The following is an 18,338-nucleotide window of genomic DNA, read 5'->3' on the forward strand; positions in this document are numbered from 1 at the left end:
CGGCGCGGCTGCTGTCACGCGATGAACTCGAGAAGCTCGACAACATGTGGAGCAGTCCGGCGCTGAAGACGGCACTCGTCGCCGTCGCCGCAGCTTTCGCCTCTTGGTCCTTGATGTTGCCGGTGGTGCCGCTGGCGGTTATCAGTTCGGGGGGATCCGACAGCCTTGCCGGTGCGGTCACGGGCGTGTTCATGGCGGCGACTGTCCTCACTCAGATGTTCACTCCGAAGGCGCTACGGAAGTTCGGATACATCCCGGTGATGGTCGTTTCCGCGTTTCTCCTGTGCGTGCCCTCCGTGTTCTACGCATTGTCCGTCGATGCGATCCCCGTGCTGTCGGTGTCCGCTGTCCGTGGCGTCGGTTTCGGTGCCCTGACTGTCGCCCAGTCCGCCCTCATGGCGGAACTTGTGGCCCGCAGATTCCTGGGTAAGGCTTCTGGAGCTCTCGGACTTGTCGTAGGCCTGTTGCAGATGATTTTTCTTCCCGCTGGGCTCTACCTCGCGGAGACAGTCGGTTTTACTGCCGTCTACCTCATCGCCTCAGTGATCGGGATCGGTGCCACGGCTCTGTGCTGGTCGCTTCCCAGGCTCTCCCCGGAGAAGCGGGAGTCCCTGCGTGCCACCGGTTCGGTCACCGAGACCGGGTATTCGGTCGCCACCTGGAAACTCATCACCGTTCCTGCCCTGGCTATCTCGACGATTGCTATGGGCTACGGTGCTATTTCCTCCTTCCTGCCCGCTGCGGTCAAGGAACTCGATCCTGCTGGGGGTGCCGCAATCGGTGGTCTCGTTCTCGCACTCGTCGGTGGGTCACAGATGCTCAGTCGTTACGGAGCGGGAATCATCGCGGATCGGAGGGGGGAAGCAGGGCGCCTGGTGATTCCTTCACTGGCTGCGGGTATCGCTGGGCTCGTTCTGGCCACACTTGTTCTCGGGCTCGGGCTCAGTCCGTGGCTTCTGCTCTTCTCCGCTCTACTCTTCGGCGCTGGTTTCGGTGCAGTGCAGAATGAGGCCCTGTTGATGATGTTCGCCCGGCTGCCCAGGTCACGGGTCACCGAGGCCTCGGCGATGTGGAACATCGCCTTCGATTCCGGGACCGGGCTCGGGTCCGTCGTACTCGGCGTCGTCGCCGCCCGTGCCGCCTACTCCGGTTCCTTCGGGACTGCCGCCGGACTGGTCACCTTCGGTCTCGTCATCGTTCTCGGGGATCGGACCATCGGCCGCCACCGGATAACCGAATACAACAACACTCGGGCAACTCTCCGCCGGGTTCCGATGGCCCGTACAGCGGTTCGCAGCGCCCGTGCCATCGGTCGTGCAGGCATGAAGCCGGTGCACGTCGCGGAACTGCTCGCCAAGAGCACCCCCCGGCCACACGTTCGTCGACGCCCCGAGGGCATGACTCGGGAGGAATTCAACGCCGAACTCCGTGCCGAGGCCGCCGAGCGCCGGGCGCAGAAAGCCGAACGTCGTTCCGGCCAGCGTGAATACAAGCTACAGGTCCGGGAGATTCGGGCCGATGCGCGCGCGCACGTGGAGCGCGCGCGGAAGGAAGCTCAGGCACACATCGAACGTGCCCGCGAAGAGGCCCGCGAGATGGAGCGGCGTCGTCTCGCGGAGCTCCGGAAACCGGGGCATTCAGGCTCGACCACGCAGTTGCGGGCGGCGAGAAAAACATCGATCACACCCGTCGACCTTGATCCCCGGACAGATCCCCCGCCAGGAGCGGACGATATGCGGGAGATGGGCGCCGACAGGCGGAGCCACGACCACACCACTGACACCGACACCACCGGGAGCACCAGATGACTGCACGACACACCCCCACCGTCGCCTTGCTCGACTACGGCTCGGGCAACCTGCGTTCCGCTCACCGAGCCATTGAACGGGTGGGTGCCGACGTCACGGTGACGAGCGATCCGGCGACCGTTCTCGCCGCAGATGGACTCCTCGTCCCCGGTGTAGGTGCTTTCGCAGCATGTATGGCGGGACTCGGGAACATTCAGGGAGCACGTCTCATCGGTGAACGGCTAGCCGGCTCACGTCCTGTGCTGGGTATCTGCGTCGGCATGCAGATCCTCTTCGAGCGTGGGGTCGAGCACGGCACCAGCGCTGAAGGATGCGGGGAATGGCCAGGAACGGTAGAGAGACTCCGGGCTGAAATCCTGCCGCACATGGGCTGGAATACCGTGGATGCCCCGGAGGAATCCCGGATGTTCCGGGGGATCCGGGACGAACGTTTCTATTTCGTGCACTCCTACGGAGTCCGTGAGTGGGCGATGCCTGCTGACGGTATGCTGGCACCCCCGACCCTGAGCTGGGCTGAGCACGGCGGTGACCGTTTCCTCGCGGCGGTCGAGAACGGGCCGCTGTGGGCGACGCAGTTCCATCCGGAGAAGTCTGGAGACGCCGGAGCCGAACTTCTGCGCAACTGGTTGGACACTCTCTGAGGGGTGGCTCCAGGTGGGGTGACGCAATCGCTTCAGCCACCGCTAGGATTGGCTCCATGACTCTCACACTTCTGCCCGCAGTCGACGTCGTGGATGGTAAGGCCGTCCGCCTGCATCAGGGAGAGGCAGGCAGTGAAAAGAGTTACGGTAGCCCACTCGATGCAGCTTTGAACTGGCAGTCTCAGGGAGCCCGGTGGCTGCACTTTGTTGATCTGGATGCCGCATTCGGGCGTGGCTCCAACCATGTGATGATGGCTGAGGTTGTCGGGGCCCTCGACATCGATGTTGAGCTGACCGGGGGGATCCGGGACGATGAATCTCTCGAACGGGCGCTCTCCACCGGTGCCCGGCGCGTCAATATCGGGACCGCTGCCCTGGAGAATCCCGAGTGGGCCGCGAGGATCATCGGAGCTCACGGAGATCGAGTCGCGGTCGGGCTCGATGTTCGGCTCATTGATGGTGAGTGGCGTACCCGCGGCCGGGGTTGGGTTTCCGACGGTGGAGATCTCTGGGAGGTTCTTGAGCGTCTGGACCAGGCGGGTTGCCAGCGCTTCGTGGTTACGGATGTTTCCCGGGACGGAACTCTCACGGGTCCGAACATTGATCTTCTCCGCGATGTCGCGGCGGCCACGGATGCTCCCGTGACGGCCTCCGGGGGGATTGCGGAGCTCTCCGATGTCACGGGTCTTATGCCGTACGTGGCAGAGGGAATCGACTCTGTGATCATCGGTAAGGCCCTGTATGAGGGCCGCTTCACCCTCCGTGAGGCACTTGACGCGGTGGCTGGTGCCGATGTTCGGTTCTCCGACGAGCAGAATAGCCGTCACTGATCGTGTCCGGTGGTCTGGATGCCCGTGGCCTGCTGGCGGTCGCGGAAGCCGTCGCCGATGATGCGGAGCGGTCGATCCGTTCTTCCCTGGGGATTGCCCGCATCATGGAGAAGGGGGAGGGGGACGTAGCCACCGAGGTTGATCTCGCGGTGGAAGCCACTGTCAGGAGGCAGCTCACGCTGTTGACCGGGATTCCCGTCTTTGGTGAGGAAGCGGGTGGTGACCCGGATTGCGGTGCCGTCTGGGTGGTTGATCCCGTGGACGGTACCTCCAATTTTGCGGTGGGAAATCCCATGTGTGCGTTTCTGCTCAGTCTTCTCGTCGACGGGCAGCCGGTGTGCGCTCTGACTTCTCAACCTGCGACAGGTCAGCGTTTCACCGCCTACTCCGGTTCACCGCTCATGGTGAACGGGAAACCACAGCGCCCGATCAGTGAGCGGGATCCCTGGTTGAGTCACATCGGATTCGGGTCAATCATCTCTCCCGTCCAGTCCTCGTACCCGACTTCCGCCCGCCATGAACTCCTGGACAGACTCGGTGCCAAGCATCCGCGGCTCCGGGTGACTGGATCGGTGGGGCTTGATCTCGCTTTCACCGCGGCAGGGATCTTCGGTGGTGCCGTCACGTTCAGCCCGCACGTGTGGGACAATGCAGCGGGTGTACTGCTCGTCCGAGCGGCCGGAGGTGTGGTGACCGATCTGTTCGGGGCGGAGTGGCAGCCGGATTCCTTCGGGGTCGTGGCCGGGGCGAAGAGTGTGCACGACGTGATCCTCGGTACGATCAGTGAGACCCTCGGTTCCGACCGTTGAACAGTTCCACCCGATCTGAGAAGGAGGCTGACGGAACGTGTCCGTAGCTGTCCGTATCATTCCGTGCCTAGATGTGGCCGACGGCCGTGTCGTCAAAGGCGTTAACTTCACAAACCTGCGTGATGCCGGCGACCCCGTTGAACTCGCCGCGCGCTACGACGCCGAGGGAGCTGATGAACTGACGTTTCTCGATGTCTCCGCGTCCAAGGATGGGCGGGGGACGATGCTTGATGTTGTTCGGCGTACGGCGGAACAGGTGTTCATCCCGTTGACTGTCGGCGGTGGTGTCCGTTCAGCGGAGGACGTTGATCAGTTGTTGCGTGCGGGAGCGGACAAGGTCAGTGTGAACACCTCTGCCATTGCCCGCCCGGAGCTCCTTCGCGAGCTCTCGGAGCGGTTCGGTGCGCAGTGCATCGTGTTGTCCGTCGATGCCCGCAGGGTTCCTGAGGGGGGAATGCCCCAGCCGTCCGGGTTCGAGGTGACCACGCATGGTGGTTCACGGTCGGCGGGTATCGACGCGATCGACTGGGCCCGTCGTGGAGAAGAACTCGGGGTGGGGGAGATCCTCCTCAACTCGATGGATGGCGATGGCACCCGGGACGGTTTCGATCTGGAGCTGTTGGAGGCGGTTCGCGCAGCGGTGTCGGTACCGGTGATCGCATCGGGTGGTGCGGGTGCGAAGGAGCATTTCCCGCCGGCGGTCGCAGCGGGAGCCGATGCCGTCCTCGCCGCTACGATCTTCCATTTCCGGGAGCTCACCATCGGGGAAGTCAAGGAGGCACTCGCCGATGCGGGATTCGAGGTCAGACGATGAGTGTGAACGGTACGACGGACACCGGGCGGTGTGAGGACCCGTCCCGGTACGATCTCGATCCCTCGGTCACGGAGCGGTTGAAGCTGAATGAAGCAGGCCTCGTGCCCGCCGTCGTTCAGGACGCTAATTCCGGTGCCGTTCTGATGCTGGCGTGGATGGACACTCATGCGTTGGCCTATACCCTGGCCACCCGCCGCGGCACCTACTACTCCCGTTCCCGCCGTGAGTACTGGGTCAAGGGGCTCACCTCCGGCCACGTCCAGGAGGTCACGGGTGTCCGTCTGGACTGCGACGGGGACACTATTCTGCTCACTGTCCGGCAGACAGGTGGCGCCTGCCATACCGGAGACCGCACTTGCTTCGACGCGGACGAACTGCTGTGAAGGCTGGGGCGATGACCCGGTTGGCTACCCTCACTCTCGGTGTAGGGGCGGTTCTACTTTGGTTCTCTTCGCGGTTGCGGTGGGTCACGGTGACCGCGTACGACGACAAATCCGGGGATGCTGTCCGGAACCTTCCCGGTGCGGTTTGGGCGTCGGAGGTCACCGTGATCGCACTCGTCCTTCTCGCGGGGACTGTCGCTGCATGTGCGCTTCGTCGTACCGCACGTCGGGTCATCGGGGTCCTGACGGCCTTTGCTGCTGTCGGGGCCAGTTGGGCACCTCTGTCGCTGTTTGCGGGGACCCCGGATGCGGAGCGGGCGCGGATTCTCCTGACCTCGGGTGTCGCCACGCAGAAAGCGGATTCCCCCGTGACGTTGAGTCAATGGGCTGCGGTTCAGTCGCTTGATGTCCACGTGGCGGGGCCGACCGTCGCATTCGTGGGGTGTGCATTCGCGCTGGTCGGGGGAGTGATCCTCGTCCTCCGTCCCGGTGGTTCGGTAACGGCCGGTTCGAGCCGTTACGTCACCCCGGGGGCACGTCAGGAGCGCTTGGCGGAGGATCTGGAGAGGTCTCCGGAGTCTGGGAGGGTTTTGTGGGATGCCCTTGATGCCGATATCGATCCCACTGATGGACACACCGATGGTACCGGGGGTGACTCACGGCGATGATCTTGTGATCTCCGTTCCAGAGATTGGGTGACGGGAGGGGTGTTTCCTGTCTGTTCGGAGGTAGCCAATTTCACCGGACACCAGGCCAGCCGTTAGCCTTGATACTGAACACGGGTGACCCGGTCCACCGGATGCACCGCAGGAAGATGGATCGGACGGATCAGACATGACCACGGTTTTCGATCAGATCATCGCAGGAGTCGTCGAGGACGTCGCCGCGCGGGAGGCTGTCGTGCCGTTCCGGGAGATGAAGGCACGCTCTCGTGATGCAGAACCCGCCCGAGACGCCATCGCGGCTCTGATGAAGCCCGGCTGTGGGGTGATTGCCGAACTGAAGCGGGCGAACCCAGTCGGCGGTCCGATTGCACTCATAGAATCCCCCTCGGAGTTGGCGTGCGCCTTTGAAGCGGGGGGTGCCCGGATGATCGGCTGTCAGACGGAGCGGAGACGATTCCATGGTTCACTAGAGGATGTCCGTGCCGTTCGCAGAGCGGTGACAGTTCCCGTGATGTGCCGTGACTTCATGGTCGATCCTTACCAGATACACGAAGCCCGGTACTATGGCGCGGATATGGTCCCGTTGCAGGTCAGGGCTTTGGAGCAGGCACATCTGGAAGCGCTGCTTGATCGTGTTCAGTCCTTGGGGATGACTGCGATGGTAGAGGTTCGAACTCCTGAGGAGGCGTCCCGGGCCATTCAGGCCGGTGCGCGGGTCATTGGTGTCAATGCTCGGGATCTCAACACACTCACCATCAACAGGGAGGCTTTCGCGGAGATAGCCCCAGGTCTTCCGTGTGGAACCATCCGGGTCGCTTTGTCCGGGGTCCGGACGACGCGGGATCTGATGAGTTATGCCGGTTCCGGGGCAGACGCTGTGGTCATCGGTGAGGAACTCGTCACAGCAGCGGACCCGGCGGGTATGTGCCGCAAGCTGGTCACCGCCGGGCAACATCCAGCCTGCCCCTCCAACCGGTGGTTTTGAGGGTGGGCGTCACTTGCCGCAGGCCCGGTGTAAGGACACACTGGAACGCATGACGATCTCACCTGAACTCCCCAGCATTCTCCGGCGTCGACAGGCGACGGTGCTCCGTGTCTCCGTTGCGACGCTGTCCGCCTCGGCGTTGCTACTCGCTGCTTGCACGAACCCGAATTCCGATACCGGTGTGATGGAGGAAGGCACGAGCACGACCACTGCCCGTGAGGAGACCTCCGACACCACTGTGATGGGTGCCCTGTGCAATGCCTTCTACAGTGTTGCGGCGGCTCAGGCTGACGTGGGTTCCGGCCCGCTCCTGGCCGGAACCCACGGTTATCTGGTCACCGCCCAGGAAAGACTAGGCGCTGTCGAAGGTGAGGCCGAGGGGGACGCCGCAGAGCAGTACGACACCGCGAAGAAGCTCATCGACAAAGCCGTCGAAAATACCCCGGACCTGACCGTCAAGCAGTACTCCGCGAACGGTGACCGTGACATGCAGCCGGTTGCGTTCGAGGGAGCGGCTGAGGGGGTCCAGGGATTCTTCACGTTCGTCGAATCACTCGACGGGGAACAGCGTGAACAGTTCGATGCAGCCCCGGTGTGCGCTGGTTTCACCGAACCCCGGGATGTGGAGGAAAGCAAGGTTGTTACTGCATTCATAGACTTCATGGAGCTTTCGCAGGGGGAAAGCGTCCGTGACAACGAGGCGTTTGGGAATGCGGTGGACCGTCTCCCACTGGAGAATCCTCCTGCCCCGGGGTCAGACCTCCCGGATCTTGATTCCGACGACTACCGTGTCATCGCGGAGTCAATCGGTGAGATCGCAGAGGGATTCGAGAAGTGGGCTATTCCCGCGGACGCTACCGATGCTGAACGCCGGGCACTTGAACCGCTGTTGTGGCACCAGCCGAAACTCGCGGAATACTACCGGGCGGCGGCCGACGCCGCGGAGAAGATGGCAGAGGACCCCAATGAGGACAACCTCTACGAGCTGATCGACGCGGCGCTGGAATCGGGTACCGCTTCAGCGCGGGTGGTTCGGATGGTACCGCCACCGAACACCGCTACCCTCGATGAACTGGTCGCGCGCCAGGAACAGCAGGCCACCACTCAGGAACAGTAACCTCCGTTTGGTGACGCCCCGGTTCAGGAGAGGACCGGGGGCGTCACCATGTCGCTGGTGGGAGGCACTTTGTTGGGCAGTCGCGGGGAAATAGGGCACACTAGTCTGGTCAACCCGGCGAGGGCGACCGTTTGGTCATCCCCGCCGTGCCCCTCTCACACCGGACGACAGGTTCTTCTCTCGTGACCACCACACTTCTTGCCGCCATCCCCTCGCCTCCGCAGGGAGTCTGGTACCTCCCAGTCAGGGCTTACGCTCTGTGTATCGTCGTGGGAATCGTCGCGGCCATCTTTCTGACCCGGGCCCGATACACCGCTCGGGGAGGAAACAGGGAGACTGTCCTGGATGCGGCTGTTCTCTCGGTGATCCTCGGGATTATCGGCGGTCGGCTTTACCATGTCATTACCGACTATGACTCTTACTTCTGCTCGGACTGCAACCCCGTCGACGTATTCAAGGTCACCAACGGTGGTCTCGGAATCATCGGGGCGGTCACGCTCGGGGTGCTCGGGGTTTGGGTCATGATGCGGCGCAAGGGGCTACCCTTCGCTCCGCTGGCCGATGCGGCCGCCCCGGGCATCATTCTCGCCCAGGCCATCGGCAGGCTGGGTAACTGGTTCAATCAGGAGCTCTATGGCAGGCCAACCGATGTTCCGTGGGGACTCAAGATCTACCGCCGGGTCGACGAGACAGGTGCCGTTGCACCGCTCACCGGCCATTCCACGGGGGAGATACTCGCGGTGGTGCATCCGACGTTCCTGTATGAGCTGCTGTGGAACCTCGGGGTTGTTGTGTTGTTGCTCTGGGCGGATCGGCGCTTCCGGATGGGACATGGGCGGGTATTCGCGCTCTATGTGGCGGCGTACGCGGCGGGGCGGTTCTGGGTGGAACTCATGCGCGCGGACCCCGCGAACCACATCCTCGGTTTCCGGGTGAACACCGTGACGTCGACACTACTGTTCCTCGGTGCTGTTGCCTTCCTCATCCTTGTACGGGGAAAGCGGGAGAACCCGGAAGACGTGGATCCGTTCGGTGACGGTGCGGGCGATCCCGACGTCCCAGCGAAGGCGGAGAACTCCGTGGGTTGTACAGGACACACTGCCCGGAGGGCAGACGTCGAGCGGAACGACGACGGTACAAGCGGTGACACTGCGGATAATTTCCGGTGAAAATCCGGATCACGGCACGGTGTGAGCAGTATCGCGCGTGCGGTGCGGAACACGTTTCCCCATGACTGTTTGTGTCTGAACATGTCCGCTTGTGCCTGGTTGGAGGATTTTTACAGCCAGTGACCTGGGCCTGTGTTGGGTGTCACACGGGTGAGGTGACGTGCGAAGGTGCCTTATCACACCGCTTCCGTGGCGGCACAGTCGGGGATGGGGGACTACAGTCGAAGGCGTGGAAAGACGAACCAAGATTGTATGCACCCTCGGACCTGCCGTTGCGAGCAAGGAGGGCATCGAATCCCTCGTTGAAGCGGGCATGGATGTTGCCCGACTCAACTTCTCGCACGGCGACTACCCTGATCATGAACAAAACTACAAGTGGGTACGTGAGGCCACTGACACCTCCGGGCGCGCCATCGGTATCCTGGCCGACCTGCAGGGGCCGAAGATTCGTCTCGGCCGTTTCGCTGATGGGCCGCAGATGTGGGCCACCGGCGAAACCGTGCGCATCACCGTTGACGATGTAGTCGGCACCCATGACCGCGTTTCCACCACCTACAAGAATCTGGCCAAGGATGCCCAACCCGGTGACCGGTTGTTGGTGGATGACGGAAAGGTTGGCCTCGTCTGTATCGGTGTCGAAGGCAACGACGTCATCTGTGAAGTCACCGAAGGCGGTGAGGTCTCAAACAACAAGGGCGTCTCGCTACCCGGTATGGACATCTCCGTTCCGGCTCTTTCTGTGAAGGACATCGCTGACCTGAAGTTCGCGCTGAAACTCGGCGTCGACTTCATCGCGCTTTCGTTCGTCCGTTCACCGGCGGACATCGAACTCGTGCACGAGGTGATGGATGAGGTCGGACGCCGCGTCCCGGTCATCGCGAAGCTGGAGAAGCCTGAGGCAATCGACGCCCTCGAATCGATCATCCTCGCATTTGATGCGATCATGGTTGCCCGTGGTGATCTCGGAGTTGAGGTTCCACTGGAGCAGGTTCCGCTCATGCAGAAGCGTGCCATCCAGATTGCCCGGGAGAACGCCAAGCCCGTCATTGTGGCCACCCAGATGCTTGACTCGATGATCGAGAACTCCCGTCCGACCCGTGCGGAAGCCTCCGACGTCGCTAACGCTGTTCTTGATGGCGCGGACGCAGTCATGCTTTCCGGTGAGACCTCGGTCGGGCGTGATCCGCAGAACACGGTGCGCACCATGGCGCGCATCGTTCGTACAGCGGAGTCAGCGGGCAATGTCCCACCGCTCAGTCATATCCCGCGTACCAAGCGTGGTGTGATCAGCTACTCCGCCCGCGACATCGCGGAGCGACTCAATGCGAAAGCGCTCGTCGCATTCACCTCCTCGGGGGACACCGCGAAGCGGGTTGCCCGTCTGCACTCACAGCTTCCGCTGCTGGTGTTTACCCCCGATCCGGCTGTTCGCTCGCAGCTCGCTCTCACCTGGGGTGCGGAAACCTTCCTCTGTCCCCGGGTTGAGGATACCGATGGCATGATGCGGGAGGTCGACAAGGCGTTGCTGGCTATGCCCGAGTACAAACGTGATGACATGATGGTCGTTGTCGCGGGAACCCCGCCCGGGATCCGTGGTAATACCAACATGATTCAGGTACATCTGCTCGGTGAGAATTCGACCACGGAGTCGACGACCATCGGTGCGGCACCCGCCGAGGCGGCACCCACTGCGGTCTCGACCACTGAGACAGCTTCCGCGGAATCCTGATCCACAACGAAAACCAACGCTCGACCACGATGGCCTGGCCCGCATTCGCGGTGCCGGGTCTTCGTGTGGATGAGGGGTAGAAAATTCGCCACGGCTGCACCCCTACCGATCCGATCGGCCATGAAACCACAATCGCTAACGTAAGGTTGAACGAGTGATTTCTTCAGCAAACGTCCATATTTCCCACAACACCCCGACGCCGCTGCTGCCCCTGCGCCGTCTCGCTTTGAATTTGCGCTGGTCATGGCGTGATTCAACCCGTGATCTCTTCGAGTCGATCGATCCCGTCCTCTGGGCGGAACTGGGCGAGAACCCGAAGATGATGCTGCACCGCGTGGATAATTCCCGGTTGCGGCAGCTCGCCGAGGACAAGGACTTCATCCAGCGGATGAAGTCAGAGGTCGAGGATCTAGACGCCTACCTGGCGGATAACTTCTGGTATCAGAAGACACATTCCGCTGATGCCGCGGCAGGTTCCACGGATCCGGTGGCAGCCTACTTCTCCATGGAGTTCGGTATCCATCCGTCACTCCCGATCTACTCGGGTGGACTGGGTGTCCTTGCCGGTGACCACATGAAATCCGCCTCCGATCTCGGTGTGCCGTTGATTGGTGTGGGTCTGCTCTACTCCTTCGGCTACTTCACGCAGTCGCTGTCCGCCGATGGTTGGCAGCAGGAACGCTACGAGTACCACCATCCGGAAGATCTCCCAATCGAGCGTGTCACCGACGCCAACGGTGAGCAGATCAAGGTCTCCGTTGCATACCCGGATGGCCGTGACATCGTTATCGCACTGTGGGTGGCGCAGGTCGGGCGTATCCCGCTCCTGTTGCTGGACACTAATATCGACGACAATCCTCCCGGGATGCAGGAGGTCACGGATCGACTGTATGGCGGTGACAGTGAACACCGGATCAAGCAGGAGCTTGTCCTCGGCGTTGGTGGCGTGCGGGCCGTCAATGCATTCTGTGATTCCCGCGGTTTGAAGCGACCGCAGGTTGCGCACCTGAATGAGGGCCATGCCGGATTCCTCGGCTTGGAGCGGATTCGTGAACGCATGGATGAGGGTGTGAGTTTCGATGCCGCACTCGCTCAGGTTCGTGCCGCCAACATCTTCACCACGCACACCCCGGTTCCCGCCGGTATTGACCGCTTCTCGGTCGATCTCGTGCGCCGGTACCTGGGTGATGGACAGGATCCCAGCAGACACCTCTGCCCAGGAGTCCCGATCGGCCGTGCTCTCGAACTCGGTGCCGAGGATGCCCCGGGGACATTCAACATGGCCCACCTCGGTCTGCGGCTTTCGCAGCACGCGAATGGTGTGGCCAAGCTCCACGGTGAAGTTTCCCGCGGTATGTTCGCCTCGCTGTACCCGGGTTGGGTCGGCGATGAGGTTCCGATTGGCTCCGTCACGAACGGTGTGCATCTTCCCACCTGGGTGAAGCCTGAGATGGCGGAGATCATCGAGAAGATCTCCGGTGGCGCAGATCTCACCTCCACGGACGTCTGGGAGCATCCGGATGCTGTGAGCGATGATGAATTGTGGAACGCACGCAACGGTCTGCGCCATGATCTCGTTGCGGTGGCCCGCGAATCGGTCCATTCCTCCTGCCTGATCCGTGGGCAGCATGAGGCACAGTTGTACTGGACTCGGAATGTCCTCGATCCGGATGTGCTCACGGTCGGCTTCGCCCGCCGTGTCTCCACTTACAAGCGCCTGACCCTGATGCTGCGTAATCCGGAGCGCCTGCGCCGGATTCTGACCAACCCGGACCGCCCCGTCCAGTTCGTTATCGCTGGCAAGGCACACCCGCATGACGAGGGTGGTAAACAGCTCATGCAGCAGATCATCCAGTTCGCGGATGATGCGGGGCTACGGGACAAGTTCATCTTCCTTCCCGATTACGACATCGGTCTCGCCGGATACCTGATCTCCGGCGCGGACATCTGGTTGAACAACCCCGTCCGTCCGCAGGAGGCCTCCGGAACCTCCGGTATGAAGGCGGTCATGAATGGTTGCCTGACTCTGTCGGTATCCGATGGCTGGTGGGATGAGATGCCGCAGGATGGCTATGGTTGGACAATCCCGACGGTGGATACCCTCGACACCGATTACCGCGATAATCTCGAGGCTCAGGCGCTCTATGATCTCCTTGAATACGAGATCGCCCCACTGTTCTACGATCGCGACGGCGAAGGAATCCCGCGCCGCTGGCTCGAGATGGTCCGCCGCTCCCTGACGACGCTGTCGCCGATGGTGACCTCGTTCCGTATGGTGCGGGACTACACGGATGAGTACTACCGTCCGACGGATGCATCGGCACGCCGCATCATGGAGCACGCCGGTGACGCTGCGGAGTTCGTGGAGTGGATCAACCGGCTCCGCGGAAACTGGGATGCAGTGCATGTGCATGACCTCAAGGTCAACGGTGTTCCGGCCCGGTCCACCGGGCAGGTTCTGGCGGGAGAATCGATGACGTTCACCGTTGCAGCCGATCTCGGTGGTCTTACTCCGGAGGATGTCACGGTTCAGCTCATCACTGGACATCGGACCACAGACGGAACCTTGGAGAACACGGAGGTGTTCGAGATGGCACGTTCCGATGACGGTTACACTGTCACGCTGCCCAGCGACCGCCCGGGTGACATCGGTGTTACTGCCCGTGTCATTCCCTCGCATCCGCTTCTGGTGAGCCCGGCGGAACTCGGCTTGATCAGCTACCACTCCTGATCCGTTTGGTGGCGTGACCATCGTCACCGAACAACGAACGACGCCCCACGCGCCGCCCGGTCATCCGGGAGGTTCGTGGGGCGTTGTCGGCGTGTTGTGCGGGGGAAAGGACGTTCCTTTCCCCTTTCTGGATCAGCGGCCGAGGTAGCTGAGTACCGCGGCCGCCGCGGCCTTGGTTGAGGCGTCAACGGAGGGAACGTAATCCGGGAGAAATGTACCGGAGTGGTTCGTCGGTATGTCTCGGCTGATTCGACCAGCAGCTTCCGCTGCCGCCCATTGTTCACGTGGTGTGACCCCCACGGTCCAGAACAGGTAGGGAACCTTGAATGCATTCGGGATGTCACAGAAGTCCTCGGATGCGGTCCACCGTCGTGCATCGACGGAATCATCGCCGAATACCGCATCGAATGTCGCTCTCACCTGTCGGAATACTCCCGGGTCATTGTCGGTGAGATCTCCGTGCGCCGAGTACGCGAAATCCGGTTCTCTCTCACAACCGCTCGCGATGCATTCCGCCCGCACCACCCGTTCGATGGCCCGGTAGACCCGGTGCTTCACGTCGTTGTCGTAGAAGCGGCAGTTGAGGACCAGAGTGGCGGTACCTGGAATCGTGTTGTTCGTGTGCCCGGCGCTCAGAGTCCCGACCGTGATCACCGCGAAGTCCTCCGGGGAGACCTCTCTGCCGACGATGCCCTGGAGTCGCACGACGATCATCGCCGCGATGAATGTTGGATCGATTGCGTTGTGCGGCATTGAACCGTGTGCGCTGCGACCGTGGACGGTTACTGTGATGGTGTCACATGCTGCGAGCGCGGCACCGGGCATCGACATGACGGTTCCTGCTGGGCCTGGAACGACATGTTGTCCCAGGCACACCTCCGGCTGGGGGATCTTGTCCATCAACCCGTCGTTCACCATGGCAATGGCGCCGTCAGAGTTCTCCTCAGCGGGTTGGAACAGTGCGATGAACGTGCCGCGCCATGCGTCACGGTGTTCATCGAGGATCTGGCATGCCCCAAGCAGCGCCGTGGTATGCATGTCATGCCCGCAGGCGTGCATGACCGGGCTGACATAACCGTTGTCCTGAGTGTGGATGTCCGTGGACGCGAAGTCAACCCCGGTCTCCTCTTTGACGGGAAGGCCGTCGAAGTCGGCGCGCATGAGTACACAGGGGCCTTCGCCGTTGGTGAACACCGCCACGATCCCGTATCCACCGATGTGGGTGGTTACCTGTGCATCGAAGCGGGCGAGTTGAGCGACAATGCGTTCCGCGCTCTCTTTCTCGTGACCGGATAGCTCGGGATGGGCGTGCATCTCCCGGTAGAAGTCCCACTGCCAGGACAGATCGCTGCTGTGGGAGGCGAGGAGCGCTGCCACCGAGGATGGGGCTGCTGTGGTGGTGTGTAAGTCTGTCTCCGTGTTCTCCGCCATGTGTGGAGGGCTCCTATCGAAAATATGCCGGTGACTTGTCTAGGTGGTGATGTCCGCATCTGGGTTTCAGGTGTCACCAGAACTGGAAATGGTGGCCGGGGCAACCATGCTGAGTGGAGGATCTACCTGCTGATTCCAGATATACCGGAGCGGCCGGTCCGTGACGGGGATTTGACGGTACAGTGTCTTGATCGGAAACGCCCGAGGGACCGATTCCACTGTAGCCGGGCTTGCCCGGGAGTCATTCAGCGGCCGTGCAGGAAAGGGTTGTATCGGAGACTGTTTCGTTCGAGGTGACATTCCGTGGCGATACGTAGATTGGCGGAGATCGCTCCGTCGTCACGCAACGCGTACATCGCCGCTACCATGCGGTCTCTGATGGACTGGGGGGAGATGGTGTTGAGATAGATTTTCGTGCCTCCCTCGAAGCCCGCGAGCGTGGAAACCCGCCATTTGATGACGACGCGCCAGGGCATCGGCATGTCGAGGTCGACGGGTTTGTGGTGCCACTCTTCGTTACACGGAACGTCAGGTCCAGCCGCGGCGTGACAGGCGTGGATCAGATCGCTCATGCCGCGCACCTCGTCAGGAGACTGTAGCCAGGGCTCCGGTGTGGCGGACTTCGAGTAGATTTCCAGAGTCGGGTACCGGTGTCCGATTCCCGCGAAGCAGATCGCATGGTCGTTCTCGGCGATGGTCAAGTTGTGGTAAGCGGCGTAGTCCACCGCCAACTCGTTGTACATGTTCGGATTCGCCCGGAGCTGCGCTATCTCGGTGTCTGCTTGTACCCCGCGCTCGTCGATGGCGACGAGTTGCTTGTGCAGATGATCAAATGAGGCTCCGGCGGGCTTCAGCCAGTTCTGGAATACCGCCACATACGGTGTGTAACGGTTCCGTCCGTAGAGGTCTGCGGTGGACGCGATGGTGAAGCGGATCAGTGCGGCGTGTTCTTCCGGGGTGAGAGTCCCGGAGGACGCGAGCTGGCCGGAGTCGGTGGCCCCGGGGGCGAAGTGGTTACGGGCGATGATGACGTCGTGTCCTCCTGCGAAGAAACCCCCGGCCCGTTCGAGGAGGTCGGATTCCGTGAGGTCGGCGACCTCGTCGGCTGCGAGGGTGCCGGATGCGCGGAGGCGCGTTTCGACGGTGCGTCTGACGTGTTCTCTGCCGTCGGGGTCCGCGATGTAGGCGGCCATTCGGGAGGAGGTCTCGGAATCCATGATGAATCCGTAGTTTGCACGCCAGTAATCGTAGGACACGATTTCGAAGAGATTGGGTACTCGACGGAATGCTGCGCGCGTTTCGTGCAGTTGGTGAGGAAGTAACCCAGTGCGGATCTCCCATCCGTCGCTGTCATTCTCCGCACCCCCGGTGCGGATCATCCGGGACTTCTCCGGGGGAGTGAGCAGGAGGTTGCCGGGGCAGAATGCGCAGTGGTGCTCGGTGTCGATCTCAGACAGGGGGGTTGTGGTTGTGGCGGGGGCCGACAGTGGCCGGTTGCCGCGGCCCGGAACTGTCCACACCTCCGTTCCGGTGAATGGGTTGACCTGCTTGATCGTTCCGTCCGCCATTGTCGTGAGCGGTATCGGTCGGGTGGGAAATGAGGGGGTCATAATTATCCAGATTATTCGCTAGGGTGGCGGCATGCCCACGATAGTTTTTGATTGTCTGGTTCCCGATGCGGAAGCTGAAGGTTTGTCCGAGCGTTTCAACCGGGTCACAGATGAGCTCGTCGATTCGGGCGAGGTGGAGGACGCCAGCGTCACCTTTGACATGTCTCCGCGTGTGGATCCGGATCTGGAGGTCGAGCTCCGGCGGATCTACCGGCTGGAGCACGCCGATCTCGACATGAACGACGCATCGGTGTGCCGGTACCGGATCCGTGTGAACGGGGTGCGGGGGTCGGTGAATCAACTGGCGATGACCTTGTCTCGACTGTTGACGCCACCCGCCCGTCTACCACGCGACCGGGTGTTGCTGGAGCAGGAGGCCCTCTTCGAACTTCCGGCCACCTACCCCTGGTCGGTGCAGGTCTTCAGGTAGCGTTCCGCGAGTTGACGTCCTGCCTCCCGTAACTGGGCTTCGGTCCGCCGTGGATCTCCGATGGGGGCGTCGCCGTCGAGTTCCACTCCTGTGACACCGTGGGGAAGTACAGTTTTTATGGCACCCGCGACAACGGCTGCCGGTTTTTCGGCATCCCTGGCGAGATCGATGACAGTTCCCACGACCTTGCCGGTGAAGCTCTGTTCGTCGAGTCGGCCCTCACCGGTGACGACGAGATCGGCATCGGCAATGAAATCGGCGAGTCCTACGGCGTCTGCGACGGTGCGGGCTCCGGGAAGCAACCGTAGCCGGGGTTCTCCCCCAGTGATGATCGAACTCAACCAGTGAATCCCCACGGGCACTGCTCCCGCAGCACCGTAGCCAGGTGTGGTGGGGTCGATTCCGGTGAACTCGCAGAGTCTACCCAGTCCGGCGTCAAGGTGTGTGATGAGTTCTGGGTCGGCGCCTTTCTGGGGTCCGAATTCTGCGGCGGCTCCCGTCGGGCCGGTGACTGGGGCTGTGACGTCGGCGAGTAGGGTCCATTCGACTGCGGCGGCCCGCACGTTGAGTTGTGCGGTGTCGATGTCCGCTAATTCGGTGAGGTGTTGGCCTCCTTGTGGGAGTGCGTGGCCGGCGTGGTCCACGGGTTGAGCTCCGAGAGCGATGAGGATGCCGGTGCCGCCGTCCACTGTCGCCGATCCGCCGAGTCCGAGGATTATGCGTACCGCCCCGCGAGAGACCGCATCGGCGATGAGTACTCCGGTGCCGAAGGTGTCACCCGATCCGGGTACCGGTGTGTCGGCTACTGCCGGAAGTCCGGATGCCGCAGCGACATCGATGTACGCCTGTGGTACCCCGGTTCCTCCGCCGGTGCGGTCGAATACATAAGAGGCTTCGGTGAGCCGACCCGCAGCGGTGACTGTGGGGAGAGTACAGATTTCGCCGCTAAAACAGGATGCGGTGCCTTCACCGCCGTCGGCCATCGGAACCAGGATGACGGTGGCGTCGGGGCAGACGTCGGTGAACCCGGACCCGATCCATTCTGCGGCCTGCATTCCGGTGGCGGTGCCCTTGAAGGAGTCCGGTGCCAGAACCACTGTTGGTGCGGCGAGGGTGGAACCGGCGGCGGTGTTCGGATTGGTCACGGTCTCTTCCTTTTCGGGTCGGTCCGGGCCGGAGCTACCGG

At 62.2% G+C, this 18,338-nt stretch carries 15 protein-coding genes and 1 pseudogene; 13 read left to right on the forward strand and 3 right to left on the reverse strand.

The annotated features are described in order from the left end of the window. Positions 1 to 44 precede the first annotated feature (44 nt). The 12 genes and pseudogenes from QWU43_RS02025 to glgP all read left to right on the forward strand — a co-directional run. Positions 45 to 1,304, forward strand: a pseudogene (locus QWU43_RS02025) (MFS transporter); the annotation flags it as partial. Positions 1,305 to 1,804: 500 nt separating this feature from the next. Then, complete coding sequence (gene hisH, locus QWU43_RS02030) at positions 1,805 to 2,449, forward strand: imidazole glycerol phosphate synthase subunit HisH (protein WP_370913872.1); 645 nt, start codon at positions 1,805 to 1,807, stop codon at positions 2,447 to 2,449. 56 nt (positions 2,450 to 2,505) lie between these two features. Continuing rightward, positions 2,506 to 3,279, forward strand: a complete 774-nt coding sequence (gene priA, locus QWU43_RS02035) for a bifunctional 1-(5-phosphoribosyl)-5-((5-phosphoribosylamino)methylideneamino)imidazole-4-carboxamide isomerase/phosphoribosylanthranilate isomerase PriA (protein ID WP_370913873.1) — start codon at positions 2,506 to 2,508, stop codon at positions 3,277 to 3,279. A 14-nt stretch (positions 3,280 to 3,293) separates the two neighbouring features. Further along, the gene (locus tag QWU43_RS02040) at positions 3,294 to 4,088 is read left to right on the forward strand and encodes an inositol monophosphatase (RefSeq protein WP_370914279.1); all 795 of its coding nucleotides are present in this window, start codon (positions 3,294 to 3,296) and stop codon (positions 4,086 to 4,088) included. A 37-nt stretch (positions 4,089 to 4,125) separates the two neighbouring features. Beyond that, a complete protein-coding gene (gene hisF, locus QWU43_RS02045) occupies positions 4,126 to 4,902 on the forward strand; it encodes an imidazole glycerol phosphate synthase subunit HisF (RefSeq protein ID WP_370913874.1) in 777 nt (258 codons plus the stop codon). Next, positions 4,899 to 5,285, forward strand: coding sequence for a phosphoribosyl-AMP cyclohydrolase (gene hisI / locus QWU43_RS02050; protein ID WP_370917010.1), 387 nt, complete (start codon positions 4,899 to 4,901; stop codon positions 5,283 to 5,285). Before hisF ends, hisI begins: the two co-directional genes overlap by 4 nt. Positions 5,286 to 5,296: 11 nt before the next feature. Then, positions 5,297 to 5,953, forward strand: a complete 657-nt coding sequence (locus QWU43_RS02055; RefSeq protein ID WP_370913876.1) for a TIGR02234 family membrane protein — start codon at positions 5,297 to 5,299, stop codon at positions 5,951 to 5,953. Between the two features lie 166 nt (positions 5,954 to 6,119). After that, the gene (gene trpC / locus QWU43_RS02060) at positions 6,120 to 6,935 is read left to right on the forward strand and encodes an indole-3-glycerol phosphate synthase TrpC (protein ID WP_370913877.1); all 816 of its coding nucleotides are present in this window, start codon (positions 6,120 to 6,122) and stop codon (positions 6,933 to 6,935) included. Positions 6,936 to 6,984: 49 nt separating this feature from the next. Then, the gene (locus tag QWU43_RS02065) at positions 6,985 to 8,052 is read left to right on the forward strand and encodes a hypothetical protein (protein ID WP_370917011.1); all 1,068 of its coding nucleotides are present in this window, start codon (positions 6,985 to 6,987) and stop codon (positions 8,050 to 8,052) included. 182 nt (positions 8,053 to 8,234) lie between these two features. Beyond that, positions 8,235 to 9,221 (forward strand): prolipoprotein diacylglyceryl transferase, encoded by a 987-nt coding sequence (lgt, locus tag QWU43_RS02070; RefSeq protein WP_370917012.1) that lies wholly within the window; start codon positions 8,235 to 8,237, stop codon positions 9,219 to 9,221. Positions 9,222 to 9,450: 229 nt separating this feature from the next. Continuing rightward, complete coding sequence (gene pyk / locus QWU43_RS02075) at positions 9,451 to 10,950, forward strand: pyruvate kinase (protein WP_370913880.1); 1,500 nt, start codon at positions 9,451 to 9,453, stop codon at positions 10,948 to 10,950. A gap of 157 nt (positions 10,951 to 11,107) precedes the next feature. After that, the gene (glgP, locus tag QWU43_RS02080) at positions 11,108 to 13,681 is read left to right on the forward strand and encodes an alpha-glucan family phosphorylase (protein ID WP_370914280.1); all 2,574 of its coding nucleotides are present in this window, start codon (positions 11,108 to 11,110) and stop codon (positions 13,679 to 13,681) included. Between the two features lie 132 nt (positions 13,682 to 13,813). Here the strand turns inward: glgP and QWU43_RS02085 are convergent, their stop codons facing one another. Both QWU43_RS02085 and QWU43_RS02090 read right to left on the reverse strand, forming a co-directional pair. Beyond that, positions 13,814 to 15,112, reverse strand: coding sequence for an amidohydrolase (locus tag QWU43_RS02085; protein ID WP_370917013.1), 1,299 nt, complete (start codon positions 15,110 to 15,112; stop codon positions 13,814 to 13,816). A gap of 245 nt (positions 15,113 to 15,357) precedes the next feature. Then, positions 15,358 to 16,722, reverse strand: coding sequence for a DUF4921 family protein (locus QWU43_RS02090; protein WP_370917014.1), 1,365 nt, complete (start codon positions 16,720 to 16,722; stop codon positions 15,358 to 15,360). Between the two features lie 31 nt (positions 16,723 to 16,753). On the opposite strand from QWU43_RS02090, the gene QWU43_RS02095 reads away from it, so the two are divergent. Beyond that, entirely contained in the window at positions 16,754 to 17,152 is a 399-nt protein-coding gene (locus QWU43_RS02095) for a hypothetical protein (protein ID WP_370913883.1), read from the forward strand. Here the strand turns inward: QWU43_RS02095 and QWU43_RS02100 are convergent. Next, positions 17,122 to 18,297 (reverse strand): glycerate kinase, encoded by a 1,176-nt coding sequence (locus QWU43_RS02100; RefSeq protein ID WP_370913884.1) that lies wholly within the window; start codon positions 18,295 to 18,297, stop codon positions 17,122 to 17,124. The genes QWU43_RS02095 and QWU43_RS02100 overlap by 31 nt on opposite strands. Positions 18,298 to 18,338: the final 41 nt, after the last annotated feature.

The organism is Corynebacterium sp. CCM 9204 (genome assembly GCF_041357695.1).
In the GTDB taxonomy this organism is placed as follows: domain Bacteria; phylum Actinomycetota; class Actinomycetes; order Mycobacteriales; family Mycobacteriaceae; genus Corynebacterium.